The sequence below is a fragment of the Brenneria rubrifaciens genome (assembly GCF_005484945.1).
Lineage (GTDB): Bacteria > Pseudomonadota > Gammaproteobacteria > Enterobacterales > Enterobacteriaceae > Brenneria > Brenneria rubrifaciens.
This window is the reverse complement of sequence record NZ_CP034035.1, coordinates 1,902,540-1,918,049: the sequence shown is the minus strand read 5'-3', so window position 1 is coordinate 1,918,049 and position 15,510 is coordinate 1,902,540. Positions and strand designations below refer to the sequence as shown.

The following is a 15,510-nucleotide window of genomic DNA, read 5'->3' as shown; positions in this document are numbered from 1 at the left end:
TAATCGATGTTAAGCTTCCGCGCTGGCCTGCGGGCTGTAAGCTGGCTCAGCCAGGCGACACCACTGCTGGTAACGTTCGTAAAGCTGCTGATAATGGGCGGCGCGCGGGGCATCCGGCGTCAGCGTGCGTTCAATACCGCTGGCCATGTGGCGTTGCGCGGTCGGAATATCGGCATGTCCGCCTGCGGCGACGGCGGCGAAAATGGCCGCGCCCAAGGCACAGCACTGCTCGGAGGCAACGATTTGCAACGGACGATTCATGACGTCGGCGCAAACCTGCATGATGATGGGGGACTTGCGAGCAATCCCGCCCAGCGCAAGAATGTTCTCAACCGGGACCCCCTGATTTTCAAAACATTCCATGATGGCGCGCGCCCCGAAAGCCGTTGCCGCAATAAATCCGCCAAACAGCCTGGGCGCATCCGTTGCCAGATTGAGATCGGTAATCACGCCCTTTAAACGTTGATTGGCAAACGGTGTTCTGCGGCCGTTGAACCAGTCGAGCACCACGGGCAGATGATCCAGCGTCGGGTTTTCAGCCCATGCCCGGGTGAGATGCTCAAGCAATTTATTTTCCGTTGCCTGTAATGGCGCGTTGAGTTCGGGATAGTCGCGGATGGCCTGATGCAGCGGCCAGCTCAACAGACGGCTGAACCAGGCGTACATATCGCCGAATGCGGATTGCCCGGCTTCCAGCCCGATATAGCCGGGCACCACGCTGCCATCCACCTGACCGCAGATACCGGCGATAGTGCAATTGGCAATGCGGGGTTCATCGGCGATTAGAATGTCGCAGGTGGAAGTGCCGATCACTTTAACCAACGTGTAGGGCTGTGCGCCGGCGCCAACGGCGCCCACATGACAGTCGAACGCGCCGCCGGCGATCGTCACGGTGTCCGGCAGACCGAGCCGCTGCGCCCATTCGGAGCTGAGGGTGCCGACCGGCTGCTCGGCCGTCCAGGTTTCGGTAAACATCGGGTATTGCAAGCATTCGGTCAGACAGGGATCAAGGGCGTGCAGAAAGGCTTTAGGCGGCAGACCGCCCCAGTCAGGATGCCAGAGCGACTTGTGACCGGCGCTACAGCGCCCGCGGCGGATTTTTTCTGGCGCGACCGTACCGGAGAGCAAGGCGGGCACCCAATCACATAACTCGACCCAGGAGACGGCGGTCTGGCGGACTCGCGCGTCTTCACGCGAGATGTGCAGGATTTTCGCCCAGAACCATTCGGAGGAATAGACGCCGCCAATATAGCGGGTATAGTCCGGGAATTGCCCGGCGCGGCATTGGGCCGTGATCGCCTCTGCGTCTTCTATTGCCGTGTGATCTTTCCACAAGACAAACATCGCGTTGGGGTTATCGGCAAATTCGGGACGCAGCGCCAGAACCTGGCCCCGTTCATCAATCGGCGCCGGCGTCGAACCGGTTGAGTCAATGCCAATACCGATAATCCGCTGACGCTGCTTCGCCGTCAGGCGAGCGACCACCACCCGGATAGCCTGTTCCAGTGATTCGATGTAATCCAGTGGATGATGCCGGAATTGGTTTTTGGCCGGTTGGCAATACTTGCCTTCGCGCCAGCGAGGGTAATAGACAACTTCCGCGGCTAATTCTTGCCCGAAATGGCAATCCACGGCCAGCGCGCGCACCGAATCACTGCCGAAATCGAGGCCAATCGTTACCGCATCCGCCACCATCGCTTCGCTCCTGTAATTGCGCTTTCAGTGCTGTTAACGATAAGCAAGGGATAAGCGAGGACGTAAGGAGCCGTTAGCTGGAAGTATGCATTTTTCTGCCGCCGATGCGCTTTTTGTGATGGGCGTCAAAAGTTAATGATTGGTTAAATTTGCTAAATATATGCACAAATCTGTCGTTGTTCCGGTATGTGATAGGGCTCTATCTTATTGATGAAAATACCCGCTAAAACATAAAGCGTCTGAATGCTGCAAAGTAAAGGAATAGACTAAGTCTGTGTTTTTCCTTTATAGCGGACCTGAAATACCCTACCGGGAACGATGCGGCGCATCAGTCTGGCTGGCGTATAAAAAGATAACTATAGCGGAGAACATCATGCATAAATTCACCAAGGTGCTGGCGACGATCGGGCTGGCTGCCGTTATGTCACAATCGGCTATCGCCGAAACGTTGAAGCTGGGGTTTCTGGTCAAACAACCGGAAGAACCCTGGTTTCAGACGGAATGGAGGTTTGCTGATAAGGCGGGGAAAGACCTCGGTTTTGATGTGATTAAAATTGCGGTTCCCGATGGAGAAAAAACCCTTAACGCTATCGATAGTCTGGCGGCCAGCGGCGCGAAAGGCTTTGTTATTTGTACGCCCGATCCTAAGCTGGGGCCGGCGATTGTCGCCAAAGCGCGCAGTTACGATTTGAAAGTCATCGCGGTGGACGACCAGTTTGTGAATGCCAAAGGCGAACCGATGGATACGGTGCCGCTGGTGATGATGGCCGCAACCAAGATCGGTGAGCGCCAGGGGCAGGAGTTGTGGAAAGAAATGAACCGGCGCGGCTGGAAGGTGGATGAAACCGCTGTTATGACCATTACCGCCAACGAACTGGACACCGCGCGCCGCCGCACCAGCGGTTCAATGGCGGCGCTGAAAGCCGCCGGTTTCCCGGAAAAACAAATCTATCAGGTGCCCACCAAATCCAACGATATCCCCGGCGCGTTTGATGCCGCCAACTCCATGCTGGTGCAGCACCCTAAAGTGAAAAACTGGCTGATCGTCGGGATGAACGACAACACCGTACTGGGCGGCGTTCGGGCGACCGAAGGTCAGGGGTTTAAAGCCGCGAACGTGATCGGTATCGGTATCAACGGCGTGGACGCCGTGAGCGAACTGTCCAAAGGACAGGCGACCGGCTTCTATGGTTCGCTGCTGCCAAGCCCTGACGTGCACGGATACAAGAGCATCCAGATGCTGAACGAGTGGGTGACCAAAGACGTTGAGCCGAAAAAATTCACTGAAGTGACTGACGTGGTGCTGATTACCCGTGACAACTTCAAGGTCGAACTGGAGAAAAAAGGTCTGATGTAAGTCGGGGGAACAGGGAGGTACGGATATTTACCGGTAAACGTTATTCAGCCTGCCAACACGCAGCGCAATCGAAACCCACTGGCGTTATCTATGGTGGTTTAACCACGAGGAAACGGACATGACAGCACAGTCGCCCTATTTGTCGTTTCATGGAATTGGTAAGGCGTTTCCCGGCGTCAAGGCGCTCTCGGATATCAGTTTTTTCTGTCAGGCCGGGCAGATCCATGCATTGATGGGGGAAAACGGCGCGGGTAAATCCACATTGCTGAAAATCCTGAGCGGTAACTATGCGCCCACGGAGGGAGAAATCCATATTCTGGATAAACCGGTTCAATTCAATACGACGATGGACGCCCTGAACGCCGGGGTAGCGATTATCTATCAGGAGTTGCATCTGGTCCCGGAAATGACGGTGGCCGAGAATATCTACCTCGGCCAATTGCCGCATAAATACGGCATGGTGAATTACTCGCTGCTTCGCTATGAGGCCAGGCTGCAACTTGAACATTTGGGGTTGGATCTCGACCCGGATACGCCGCTGAAATACCTGTCCATCGGGCAGTGGCAAATGGTGGAAATTGCCAAGGCGCTGGCCCGTAACGCCAAGATTATCGCGTTTGACGAACCAACCAGTTCGCTTTCGGCCCATGAAATAGAACAACTATTCCGGGTGATTAAAGAGTTGCGCAGCGAAGGGCGCGTCATTCTGTATGTTTCACACCGTATGGAAGAGATTTTCGCGCTGGGCGACGCGATCACCGTGTTTAAAGATGGCCGCTATGTACGTACGTTTGATGATATGCGGCAGGTAAACCATGAGTCGCTGGTGCAGGCGATGGTGGGACGCAATCTGGGCGATATCTATGGTTACTCGCCGCGCCCGCACGGTGAAGCGCGGCTGACGCTAAAGGAGGTGAAAGCGCAAGGCGTAAAATCGACGGTTTCGCTGAGTGTTCGGCAAGGGGAGATTGTCGGTCTGTTTGGGCTGGTGGGCGCGGGCCGCAGCGAATTGCTGAAAGGGTTGTTTGGCGCCACCCGGATAACCGCGGGCGAGGTGTTGCTGGATGGTAAACCGTTGCTGGTCGGCTCGCCGATCGACGCAATCCGCCAGGGCGTGATGCTGTGCCCCGAAGATCGCAAAGCGGATGGCATTATTCCGGTTCACTCGGTACGTGACAACATCAATATCAGCGCGCGGCGCAAGAGCGTGAAAGCCGGATTCCTCATCAATAATCAGTGGGAAGAGGATAACGCGTCACGCCGCATTGACGCGTTGAATATCAAAACGCCCTCGGCGGCGCAACTGATCATGAACCTTTCCGGGGGGAACCAGCAGAAGGTAATTCTCGGACGCTGGCTGTCGGAAGAGATGAAAGTCATTCTGCTGGATGAGCCGACCCGCGGGATTGACGTAGGCGCCAAACATGAGATCTACCAGGTGATTTACGCATTGGCGAAACAAGGAATTGCAGTGCTGTTCGCTTCCAGCGATCTACCCGAAGTGCTGGGGTTGGCCGACCGTATCATTGTGATGCGCGAAGGCGCGGTTTCCGGCGAATTGCTGCATGAAGAAGCCACGGAGCAGAAGGTACTGAGTCTGGCCATGTTACGAACCCCCGATATCGAATCCGCGGTCGCCTGACCGCGAAGGAGTCCAATAATGACAACGGTTACGTCTGCTGCCCCTGAAAAGAAGAACACAGGTACAGGAATGTCACGCATCTGGGATAACTACGGCATGCTGGTGGTTTTTGCCGTCCTGTTTGTCGGATGCGCTATTTTTGTGCCTAATTTTTCCTCCTTTATCAATATGAAAGGGCTGGGGCTGGCTATCTCCATGTCCGGCATGGTGGCTTGCGGTATGCTGTTCTGCCTGGCTTCCGGCGATTTTGACCTGTCTGTGGCGTCGATCATCGCCTGCGCCGGGGTGACGACCGCGGTGGTCATCAATATCAGCGAAAGCCTGTGGTTGGGCGTCGCCGCGGGTCTGCTGCTCGGCGCGGCCTTCGGGTTGCTGAACGGTTTCGTCATTGCGCGGCTTAAAATCAACGCGCTGATCACTACGCTCGCCACGATGCAGATCGCACGCGGTCTGGCTTACATAATCTCCGAGGGTAAAGCGGTGGGGATTGAAGATGAGCGTTTCTTTGAGCTTGGCTATGCCAACTGGTTGGGGTTGCCCGCGCCGATCTGGATTACCGTGGGCTGTATGATCCTGTTTGGGCTGCTGCTGAACAAAACCACGTTTGGCCGTAATACCCTGGCGATCGGGGGGAATGAAGAGGCGGCGCGTCTGGCGGGTGTTCCCGTGGTGCGCACCAAGATCGTGATCTTCACCCTCTCTGGTCTGGTTTCCGCAGCGGCAGGCATCATTCTGGCGTCACGGATGACCAGCGGACAACCCATGACCTCCATCGGTTATGAACTGATCGTGATTTCAGCCTGTGTGCTGGGCGGGGTATCGCTGAAAGGCGGAATCGGCAAGATTTCCTATGTGGTCGCCGGCGTGCTGATTCTGGGGACGGTTGAGAACGCAATGAATTTGCTGAATATTTCGCCATTTGCGCAATATGTGGTGCGCGGCTTGATCCTGCTGACCGCGGTGATCTTCGACCGCTACAAACAGCTGTCTAAGAAAACCCTATAAGCGTTTATCCACTGCGTTTTTACCGACGTGTAACGGAGGTTCAATGTATCACCGTATGGCGCATGAATCTCAGTCTAATCCGTTGCTGCCAGGCTATTCATTCAACGCTTATCTGGTTGCCGGATTGACGCCCATTTTGGCTGAAGGGGCGCTTGATTTCTTTATCGATCGGCCTGACGGCATGAAAGGCTATATCATTAATCTCACCATCAAAGGACAAGGACAGGTGTTCGACGGTGATGAGGCGTTCTATTGTAACCCTGGCGAGCTGTTGCTGTTTCCCCCCAAATCAAAACATTTTTATGGTCGCGCGCCCGATAGCGACTGCTGGTATCACCGCTGGGTCTATTTCCGCCCGCGAGCTTACTGGGCCGACTGGCTGGAGTGGCATAGCCAACATTGCGGCGTGGGAAGACTGAGCCTGCCGGATAACTCACTTTTGCTGGAATTTGACCGGCTGTTTGCCAATATCGAACAAACACAGCGTTCGGGCCGGCGTTTTTCACAAGAGCTGGGGATGAACCTGCTTGAACGGCTGTTGTTAAGGGCGATGGAAGAAGATCCGCAAAGTCCGCAGAAAATCATGGATCCGCGGGTGATCGAGGCTTGCCAGTTCATTACCGGTAATCTGGCGGGCGAGTTGCGCATTGACGACGTGGCCCGGCATGTTTGTCTGTCGCCGTCGCGTTTGGCGCATCTGTTCCGCGAACAGGTCGGCATCAATATATTGCGCTGGCGTGAAGATCAGCGGGTGATTCGCGCCAAGCTGCTGCTCCAGACGACGCAGGAGTCGATTGCCAATATCGGCAGGGTGGTGGGCTATGATGATCAACTCTATTTTTCCCGGGTATTCCGTAAACGCGTCGGCGTCAGCCCCAGTGATTTCCGGCGCCGCAGCAGTGAAATCAACTACCCGTCGGTCAACGGGGCTGCGGCATCCCCATGGGGGGAACGCGTAGGCGCGTAGTAGTTGTTTGAAAGTAACAGGATATGTCCGATAAATAGGCTATTCCCCTGATGCTATACTGAGGTCTACATGATGACGTTAACGCGGCCAGGGGGGATTTTCATGAGTGACACCATTCGTGTTGGGTTACTGGGTTACGGTTACGCCAGCAAGACATTTCATGCGCCGCTCATCGCGGGCACGCCGGGTCTGGAGTTGGTGGCGGTGTCCAGCAGCAGTGCCGATAAAGTGCGCGCTGACTGGTTAACGATGCGGGTCGAAAGCGATCCGCAAACGCTGCTCAGCGATCCCGAAATCGATCTCATTGTGATTCCGACGCCGAATGACACCCATTTTCCTCTGGCGAAACAGGCGCTGACGGCGGGTAAACATGTGGTGGTGGATAAACCGTTTACCGTGACGTTGTCACAGGCACATGAGTTAAGCATGGTGGCGGAACACACGGGTAAGCTGCTTTCCGTGTTCCACAATCGCCGCTGGGACGGTGATTTTCTGACGTTGCAACACCTGCTGCATACCGGATCGCTAGGGGACGTGGTGTACATGGAGTCCCATTTTGACCGCTTCCGTCCGGAAGTCCGTAAACGCTGGCGTGAAGACGGCACCGAGGGCAGCGGCATTTGGTACGATTTGGGACCGCATCTGTTGGATCAGGCTTTGCAGCTCTTTGGCCTCCCCGTCGCTATTCAGGTTGATATGGCGCAGCTAAGGCCCGGCAGTAAAGCGGTCGACTATTTTCATGCGACCCTGATTTACCCGCAACGCCGCGTCGTACTCCACGCCAGTTTGTTGGTGCCCGCGCCTTCGGCCCGATATACCGTTCATGGCACCAGGGGAAGCTTTGTCAAATATGGTCTTGATACCCAGGAAGATCGTTTGAAAGCCGGCGAACGTCCGCCATGGGGCGGTTGGGTAGAGGACAAACATGATGGCGTGCTGACCGTATACCGTGATGGCATTATGGTCGATCAGGTTGTGCCGACGTTGCCGGGCGATTATCTGGCGTATTATGCCGCCATCCGTGATGCGCTAACCGGTAAAGGGGCGAATCCGGTCAGCGTGCAGCAGGCGATTCAGGTGATGGAACTGATCGAGCTGGGATTGGTATCTCATCAGCAGAAAAAAACGGTGACGCTAAAAAATAGCTAGTGTCGACGATTTTTTATCATAAAGAGAGTCATCGGTTATTTGAGCAGGCGACCTCAGGCGCGCCTGTACTCTTTAAACCCGGCCTATGTACCTTGCCTGCGCAGCACTTTCTCACGCAGTTGCTGTTTTTCCCGTTCACTTAGAAAAGCGATAGCAAGACCGTTTTCCTGAGCCTGACGGGTATCGTTGGCGGTTAACCCGGCCAGCGGCGCGGCGACTTCATATTCATGCTTGATTTCAATCCCCTGAACCGCCGGATCATCGGTATTAATCGTGGCGGGAATTCCGTAGCGCAGGAAATGAACCAGCGGATGTTTATCCAGCGACCTGACGGTGCTGGTCTGAATATTGGATGTCAGACAGGACTCAATGCCGATAGCGTTTTCAGCCATGTAAGCCATTAGGCGGGTATCGGCGATCGCGGCTACGCCATGCCCGATGCGTTCCGCTTTCAACTGCGTGATCGCCTGCCAGATACTATCCGGGCCAGCCGCTTCGCCAGCATGGACGGTGATATGCCAGCCAGCGTCGCGGGCCTGACGGAAGTGTGAGAGGAAAAGATCGCCGGGATAACCCAATTCATCGCCGGCCAGATCAAGCGCCACAATCCGGTCACGGTAACTCAGCAAAGCATCCAGTTCCTGTTGGCAGGCATCAGTGCCGAACGTGCGGCTCATTATACCAATCAAACGAATGTCGATATTCCAATCGCAACAGCCCGCGGTCACGCCGTCGATAACGGCTTCAACCACGCCCGCGATCGGGAGTTTATGATTCATCGCCATATAGTATGGGGAGAAACGCAGCTCTGCATAATCCAACCCCGCGTTGACAGCATCCTCAACGTTTTCGTAAGCAATTCTGCGACAGGCATCCAGCGATCCCAGAACGGCGACGCCCCAATCCAGTTTTTGCAAAAAACTCAGTAAATCCGGTTCGTTTTGGGTGATTTGAACATGCGGCAGCAGTAACGCAAGGTCATTGGCTGGTAAGGCGATATTGAACTGTTGTCCCAGATCCAAAATAGTTTGCGCCCGGATATTTCCATCAAGGTGGCGATGAATATCCGTCAGCGGGAGTTGTGAATTAATCATGATGTACTCTTTGCAAAATCTGCCAGTCGTCCGTTAAGTGCAATAAAGTATAAAAAGAAAGCGGGGCAAATAGCCAATGATTGCCAGGAAAAGTCAGTTTTTTACCTGCCTGCGCTTAAAAACGTGGAGCGGTTAATTTTCATCCCGTCTTGAGTCTGGGAATAATTCGGATATAAATCAGTTCGCTGAGCAATTCGACCAACGTCTGACTGACGATGATGGCGGGTAATAGCGCGGTCGCCCCCGGCATTGCCAACGCCAGGGGCAGTACGACCAGCGAGTTTCTGGTTGCCGCGCTGAAGGCGACCGCCCGGCCGCCGGGTGCATCAAGGCGAAATAACCTGCCGATCATCCAGCCCAAAGCAGGCGCGACGATAGCGAAGAATATATAGAAAGGCAGCACCGTCAACACCGAACGCCATGCGCTTTGAAGCTGAGGCGTGACGGCGGCCACGACTACAAATAACACCAGTGCCGTCGCCGGAACGGGGAAAAATGACAAGACTTCAGCCGCGGTTTTCACCGTCTGATTGCGTGCGCTTCCCCACTGAATGGTTGCCGCCATCAGCAGCGGAATGGCAATCAGCCAGATAAAGGCGTGCAAAAACGGCGTGAAATGAATGGATGCCGCGGCTTCCTGGTTGAGAAAGAGGCCGAGGTAAAGCGGTAGCGCCAGCATTTGAACCAGTAACAAAACGGGCGTGGCAGCCAGCAGGCGCGACGCGTCGGCGCGGCCGATTTGAGAAAATGTCACAACATAATCAATGCAGGGAGCAAGCAATACCAACAGCATACCGAACCGGATAACCGGGTCGTCAGGCAAGAAAGGAAGTAAACCAGCAATAAACAAGGGGATGGCAATAAAATTCGCGCAGAGCAGCGCGGCAAGAAAACGCAGTTGGGTAACGCTTTTCCCCAGCGCCGTCATCGGCACCTGTAAAAAAGTGACAAACAGCATTAAGGCGAGAGCCGGATTGATGGCGGCAGCCAATGGGGTTGCGCCGGGGAAGATCTGTGCCGTCGGCCCGGCAAGGAGCACTGCGCTAAAATAGATCGCCGTCTGGTGTGTTTCCATGAAGGTTTTGAGTGCGTGCATGTTGAGTCTCTCGGCGGGGAAAAAACGGCGCAGGCAGAGCAGGGGAAAGTCCCGGCGGGAGCCTATTCCGCCCGCCGGGAATGCCTGCGCTGTTATTTTACGATTTGGGTATTATTGCGCAGGGGGCGTAATGATCGCCGGTTCCTGTTGGGCATTGGGCTGCGGCGCTTCCCCACTTTCGTCCGGTAAGCCGACAAACGGCGCGATAAAATTGGCCAGCGGCATTTTATTACCGTTGAAGTCAACCTGACCGTCAGCGTATTGCAGCGAACTGATGATGGCGTTGTCTTTGGTAACGGAGATCTGGTTCATCTGACCAATGCTCGCCATCATCTGCGCCTGCTGCCGTGCCATAGCGGTCGCTTGTTTCTTCTCTTCCTCGTTGGCAGGCTGCGGCCCGGCCTGAACCATCAACTCCGCCAGCATGGGTAACGGTACATTCAATTTGGCATCAATCTTTTTCACCGATTGAAGAATGATTTTTTCTTCATCTGACGCATTGGGATCGGTTGCCTTCGCACTATTTTGCAACGGATCGGTTAGATCCAGCGTAAGGGTGAATGTTCCTTCTCCTTTGCTGTTTTTCCAACTGACGGGGGAGACGGTGATATTCGGGTTTCCTTTCAGTAACTGCGGCAGGTATTGCAGAAAGGTCATGGTTATCTCGTGCTGAAAGGTTGCCGGGTCCTTACCTTCAGAATTTTTCAGAATTTGTTGAACGTTACGCTGATACCCGGTTGCGAACTGTCTTGCGCCTTCGCCATCAAGTTGCGAGACAGACATATTTACCTTGCCGGAGCCGAGGTTGCGGTCGCCTATGTTCAGGGATTCCAGCGCCAGCGCCAGTTTAGCCGCCAGATTTTTGTCATCTTCCGTTACGCTGGTTTGCAGAGAGGCATTATTTAACGTGACGGTGTCACCACCTTCGACCGTAAAGCTGACTGATTTGACGGAAAGCGCCGCATCGCCCAAATTGAGATCAAATCTGCCTTTCTGATTGTTGCCCTTCAGCGTGATATCATTCACAACGAGTTTTTCAGTTTCACCCCAGGGATTTTTCTTTTCACTCATCAGGTTGCTGATGCTGCCTTCCAGCTTGTTGCTGCCTAAATCGCGACCGATATCAAGCAGCAATTCTGTACCGCTGAATGCGAATTTCTGATCATTTTCTGCTATCTCCAGAGGAAGCAGCTTGACGACAGATTGGGTATCGCCGTTGTAGGCGAGCCGCGTTTCCGAAGTGAAGAAGGGTTCGCCTTTGGTTAAATCAAACAAGGATTTGACGGCAGTCGTGTTGGCCAGTTCACTGTGCACCGAGGCCATTGCCGGAGCCAGATTGAATTTTTTGAGCTGGGCCAGCGGGAAAGGCCCGTGGGAGACGATTTCATTGAATACCAGTTCCTCGCCAGGCGCAAGGATCTGCTGATCTTCGTTCGAACCATCGGCTTGCAGAACATAAGACAGTTTGCTGGTGAACACGCCCCCTTGGTAGTCGCGGTAAACAATTTTGAGTCCCGAGTCAGGATAGTCCTTTTTCAGTTGCATATTAAGGGTATCGGTAAAACCATCTAGCTGTTGCGCCAATTGTTTACCTGTGTACCAGGAAGCGCCGGTCCAGACGACTCCCAGAGCAATAATAACGCCAGCGGCAACGAACGACTTCTTCATTTTAATTTATCCTTGATTAAAAAAATTACGCCCTCTGTCATGGGGCTTAAGGGGATGACCGGATTTTACCGATTAAACACGCGGGCGATACGCCCTTGTCCCTGAACGCTTAATGGAGATTCATTGGCGGAAACAAAGCAGGACTCTCCAGCGTCAAGCCTGATCTGCTGATTATTTTTTTGCAGCAGCGCCTTGCCATCAACGCAGAAAACAATCGCGGCGCTGTTTTGCTTGAGCGTTTGCGCCTCATCACTCAGGTTATGCAGTGAAAAGGCAAAATCATCAACAGGAATGGGAAAGTCTAGTTCATTTCCCTGTTCGATGGGGGCAGTCAATAGTTGAGAGGCTGGTTTTGCTTCAAATTTAACGTTATTCAACAGTTCAGGGATATCAATATACTTCGGCGTTAATCCTGCCCGTAACACGTTATCCGAGTTGGCCATGACCTCCAGCGCCACGCCTTTAAGGTAGGCATGAGGCGTCTGCGCATATAAAAACATCGCCTGCCCGGGTTGCAGAGTCATAACGTTCATCAGCAGAGGAGAAAACAGGCCGCTGTCATCCGGGTAAAACCGGGTGATCTCGCGAATGGTGGACCAGGGTTCGTCCTGCCGACAGTTCAACGCCGCTTTTAGGACAGCCAGCGCCCGGCTTTTCTGATCGCCATCCATACTCAGCAGGTTGGCAAACAGTCTGGCGAGATTGTTGCTGTCTGGCTGTTGTAAAAACGCCGTAATGGATGGATGGGCGCCGGCAACGGGCTTTAACAGCTCGGCAATTTCAGATAATTCCCGAAAACCATTCATGGCCTGAAAGGACGTCAGAGCGAAGACTAATTCGGGCTTGTGGTTGGCGTCTTTATAGTTTCTTTCTGCGGCATCCAGTGCGATCCCGGCGGCATTTTCTTTGGCAAAACCGCGTTCTGCGGCTGATTTACTGGGGTGAACCTGAATGGACAGCGGTTGTTCCGCGCATAGCACTTTAAACAGGAAGGGGAGTTCGCCAAAACGCTGTGCGATTGCCGCGCCAAGGTGAGTGGGTAAATCTTCGGCGATAAAATCCCGCAGATTATGTTCGTGACCATTTTCATCAATAATGCAAGAACTGCTTTTCGGATGGGCGCCCATCCACAACTCTGCCATAGGTAAGTCATTCGGGTTATCAATTGCATATAGCTCAGTTAAAGCGCGTTTGCTGCCCCAGGCATAGTGCTGGACGCGGTTGAGCATTTTTTGCATATTGGCTCCATGCGGTTATAAAAAACGCGCGAATTGATATAGGTAAGATGATTACATTACTTAATAAATGAGTCGGTAGTGAATACGCTGTATCGGCTCACATCATGGTAATGTTTTGTATGCCACTATTCCAGAGAGTGAATATCCCATATTTTGAATGTTAAGGAGAAAGGGTAATGACAACCACGCGTATTGAAAAAGACTCGATGGGACCGATTGATGTGCCCGCCGATTGTCTGTGGGGGGCTCAGACGCAACGCTCACTGGAACATTTCCGCATTTCCGAAGAGAAAATGCCACGGGCGTTGATTGATGCGCTGGCACAGACGAAACGGGCTGCCGCCAGTGTCAACATGGATTTAAATTTATTGCCTGCCGAGAGGGGCCACGCCATTGTTCAGGCTGCTGATGAAGTATTGGCGGGGAAACACCCGGGCGAATTTCCTTTGGCTATCTGGCAAACCGGCTCCGGCACGCAGAGTAACATGAACATGAATGAAGTGCTGGCCAACCGCGCCAGCGAGTTATTAGGCGGCGAGCGCGGAAACAGCAGGTTGGTTCACCCTAATGATGACGTAAATAAAAGCCAAAGCTCCAACGATGTTTTTCCTACCGCGATGCATGTTGCGGCCGTTATCGCCATCAACGAGCACTTGATCCCTGAATTGAAGGAACTGCATCAAACGTTGGCGTCGAAAGCCGATCGGTTCAAGGACATTGTGAAGATAGGGCGAACCCATTTGCAGGATGCCACGCCACTGACGCTGGGACAGGAAATTTCTGGTTGGGCGGCGATGTTGCAGCAGAACCTGAAGCATATTGAAAACAGCGTTCCGCATATTTGCGAACTGGCGCTGGGCGGCACCGCGGTGGGAACCGGTCTGAATACCCATCCTGAGTATGCGGTGCGGGTGGCGGCTGAACTGGCGGCGTTGACCGGACAGCCATTTGTCACTTCGCCGAACAAATTCGAGTCGTTAGGCACCTGCGATGCGCTGGTTCACGGACACGGCGCGCTGAAAGGGCTGGCGGCGTCACTAATGAAAATCGCAAACGATGTGCGCTGGTTGGCATCGGGGCCACGCTGCGGGATTGGCGAACTGAGCATTCCTGAAAATGAGCCGGGCAGCTCCATCATGCCGGGTAAAGTGAACCCGACGCAGTGTGAAGCGATGACCATGCTGTGTTGTCAGGTCATGGGAAATGATGTCGCCGTCAACATGGGCGGCGCCTCGGGTAATTTTGAGCTTAATGTGTATCGCCCGATGGTGATTCATAATTTCCTGCAATCCATTCGCCTGTTGGCGGATGGGATGAAGAGTTTCAATGAGCATTGTGCAATCGGTATTGAGCCGAATCGCGAGCGAATTGATCAACTATTGAATGAGTCATTGATGCTGGTAACGGCGCTGAATACGCATATCGGCTATGACAAAGCGGCTGAAATCGCCAAAAAAGCCCATAAAGAAGGTTTGACGTTAAAAGCTTCGGCGCTGAAGCTGGGGTATCTCACGGAAGCGCAATTTGACGAATGGGTCAGACCTCAGGATATGGTCGGGAGTTTGAAAGCATAAATCATTTAGAATCATTATATTAATGATAAGCCTGCTGGTTCACGCCAGCAGGCTGTTTGTTTTAGCTGTCGGTATAAAGATGCAAACGCGGGATTAGCAAACGTAGTGGCGCAGCCTGTGGCTTATGCTTATGTTTGATGTTATTGGCATCGTAAGGGTTTAGCTCGCCGATAATTGGAATACTGTTGCCGGTTTCCTGCTGGATCAAGACCAATAGCGGGGACGGGCAGGGGTGTTGCACCTGCTTCTGCTGCTCGGCATACCAGACACGGGCGATCGGCTGAACTTTGACCGGGCGCTTGATCTTCAGTTTCGCGTGTTGCGGCAAACGCAATACCGCGTCGATTTCCTGTTCCACCAACTCAGCCCACTGTTCTTTGCTATAGGGAGCCAAACCGCGCTCTGCTTTCAGGCTTTTTCCCAGTTTTTCCAGCAGTTCGGCGCGGTGCATGTTTTTAATAATATGCTTGTTAGCCCATCCAAAACGTACGGAGGTCGGATTGGTGAGCAACATCAGCGAACGGTAAGCGCTCAGCGTAATTAAACCGCGCAAGTGCGTATGCACAAACTCAAAGCGTTGTTCCGGCGCCAACCCGGATTCAACCGTGATGATCCGCTCCAGATCTTTTTTTAGCCTGTTGATATCAATAATCAGTTGATTCGCCAGACGATACTCATCCTGATCAACGGAAAAGCACAGGGCGCCAGGTAAGCGAACTGCGGCTTTGCTGCTGATTGTTTCGGGATAGTGGTGGATGAACAGACGTTGAAAATGCGCCAGTCCTCTGTCGAGGGCTGCTTGTCCGACATGCTGAGTGACAAAAATTTGCTCAATGGCATCGTGTTCAGAGCCTTTTTCTATATCAGGCAGGGAGTAGACTCGGCCGGCTACAAACCGGAAAGATGAGAACAATTCCTGCATTCGCGCCAGTTTCTTCTCCAGCGAACCAAAGCACAGGTTCATGCGGTCAATCAGCGAATAAAGATCCATAATAGGTCATCAATTTAGTTACAACATACTAATG

Annotated in this window: 12 protein-coding genes; 6 read left to right on the top strand and 6 right to left on the bottom strand. The window is 53.4% G+C overall.

What is annotated here, in order from left to right; translation table 11 throughout:
* Positions 1–9 precede the first annotated feature (9 nt).
* A complete protein-coding gene (locus EH207_RS08895) occupies positions 10–1,695 on the bottom strand; it encodes a ribulokinase (protein ID WP_137713672.1) in 1,686 nt (561 codons plus the stop codon).
* A gap of 373 nt (positions 1,696–2,068) precedes the next feature.
* On the opposite strand from EH207_RS08895, the gene EH207_RS08890 reads away from it, so the two are divergent.
* From EH207_RS08890 to EH207_RS08870, 5 genes are all read left to right on the top strand, one after another.
* Positions 2,069–3,052, top strand: coding sequence for an arabinose ABC transporter substrate-binding protein (locus EH207_RS08890; protein WP_137713671.1), 984 nt, complete (start codon positions 2,069–2,071; stop codon positions 3,050–3,052).
* 118 nt (positions 3,053–3,170) lie between these two features.
* Positions 3,171–4,694 (top strand): L-arabinose ABC transporter ATP-binding protein AraG, encoded by a 1,524-nt coding sequence (gene araG / locus EH207_RS08885; RefSeq protein WP_137713670.1) that lies wholly within the window; start codon positions 3,171–3,173, stop codon positions 4,692–4,694.
* 18 nt (positions 4,695–4,712) lie between these two features.
* A complete protein-coding gene (gene araH / locus EH207_RS08880) occupies positions 4,713–5,699 on the top strand; it encodes an L-arabinose ABC transporter permease AraH (protein WP_137713669.1) in 987 nt (328 codons plus the stop codon).
* A 43-nt stretch (positions 5,700–5,742) separates the two neighbouring features.
* Positions 5,743–6,666, top strand: a complete 924-nt coding sequence (gene araC / locus EH207_RS08875; RefSeq protein WP_137713668.1) for an arabinose operon transcriptional regulator AraC — start codon at positions 5,743–5,745, stop codon at positions 6,664–6,666.
* Positions 6,667–6,768: 102 nt separating this feature from the next.
* Positions 6,769–7,815 (top strand): oxidoreductase, encoded by a 1,047-nt coding sequence (locus tag EH207_RS08870; RefSeq protein WP_137713667.1) that lies wholly within the window; start codon positions 6,769–6,771, stop codon positions 7,813–7,815.
* Positions 7,816–7,898: 83 nt separating this feature from the next.
* Here EH207_RS08870 and add read toward each other — a convergent pair whose 3' ends face one another.
* From add to manA, 4 genes are all read right to left on the bottom strand, one after another.
* Positions 7,899–8,909, bottom strand: a complete 1,011-nt coding sequence (gene add, locus EH207_RS08865; RefSeq protein WP_137713666.1) for an adenosine deaminase — start codon at positions 8,907–8,909, stop codon at positions 7,899–7,901.
* A 139-nt stretch (positions 8,910–9,048) separates the two neighbouring features.
* A complete protein-coding gene (locus tag EH207_RS08860) occupies positions 9,049–10,005 on the bottom strand; it encodes an arsenic resistance protein (RefSeq protein WP_137713665.1) in 957 nt (318 codons plus the stop codon).
* A gap of 111 nt (positions 10,006–10,116) precedes the next feature.
* Positions 10,117–11,673 (bottom strand): YdgA family protein, encoded by a 1,557-nt coding sequence (locus tag EH207_RS08855; RefSeq protein ID WP_137713664.1) that lies wholly within the window; start codon positions 11,671–11,673, stop codon positions 10,117–10,119.
* Between the two features lie 65 nt (positions 11,674–11,738).
* Positions 11,739–12,911 (bottom strand): mannose-6-phosphate isomerase, encoded by a 1,173-nt coding sequence (gene manA, locus EH207_RS08850; RefSeq protein ID WP_137713663.1) that lies wholly within the window; start codon positions 12,909–12,911, stop codon positions 11,739–11,741.
* Between the two features lie 176 nt (positions 12,912–13,087).
* Here manA and fumC point away from each other — a divergent pair, with 176 nt between their 5' ends.
* Positions 13,088–14,485: a class II fumarate hydratase gene (gene fumC, locus EH207_RS08845; protein WP_137713662.1), complete on the top strand. Its 1,398-nt coding sequence runs from the start codon at positions 13,088–13,090 to the stop codon at positions 14,483–14,485.
* A 61-nt stretch (positions 14,486–14,546) separates the two neighbouring features.
* Here fumC and tus read toward each other — a convergent pair whose 3' ends face one another.
* Entirely contained in the window at positions 14,547–15,476 is a 930-nt protein-coding gene (gene tus, locus EH207_RS08840; protein ID WP_137713661.1) for a DNA replication terminus site-binding protein, read from the bottom strand.
* Positions 15,477–15,510: the final 34 nt, after the last annotated feature.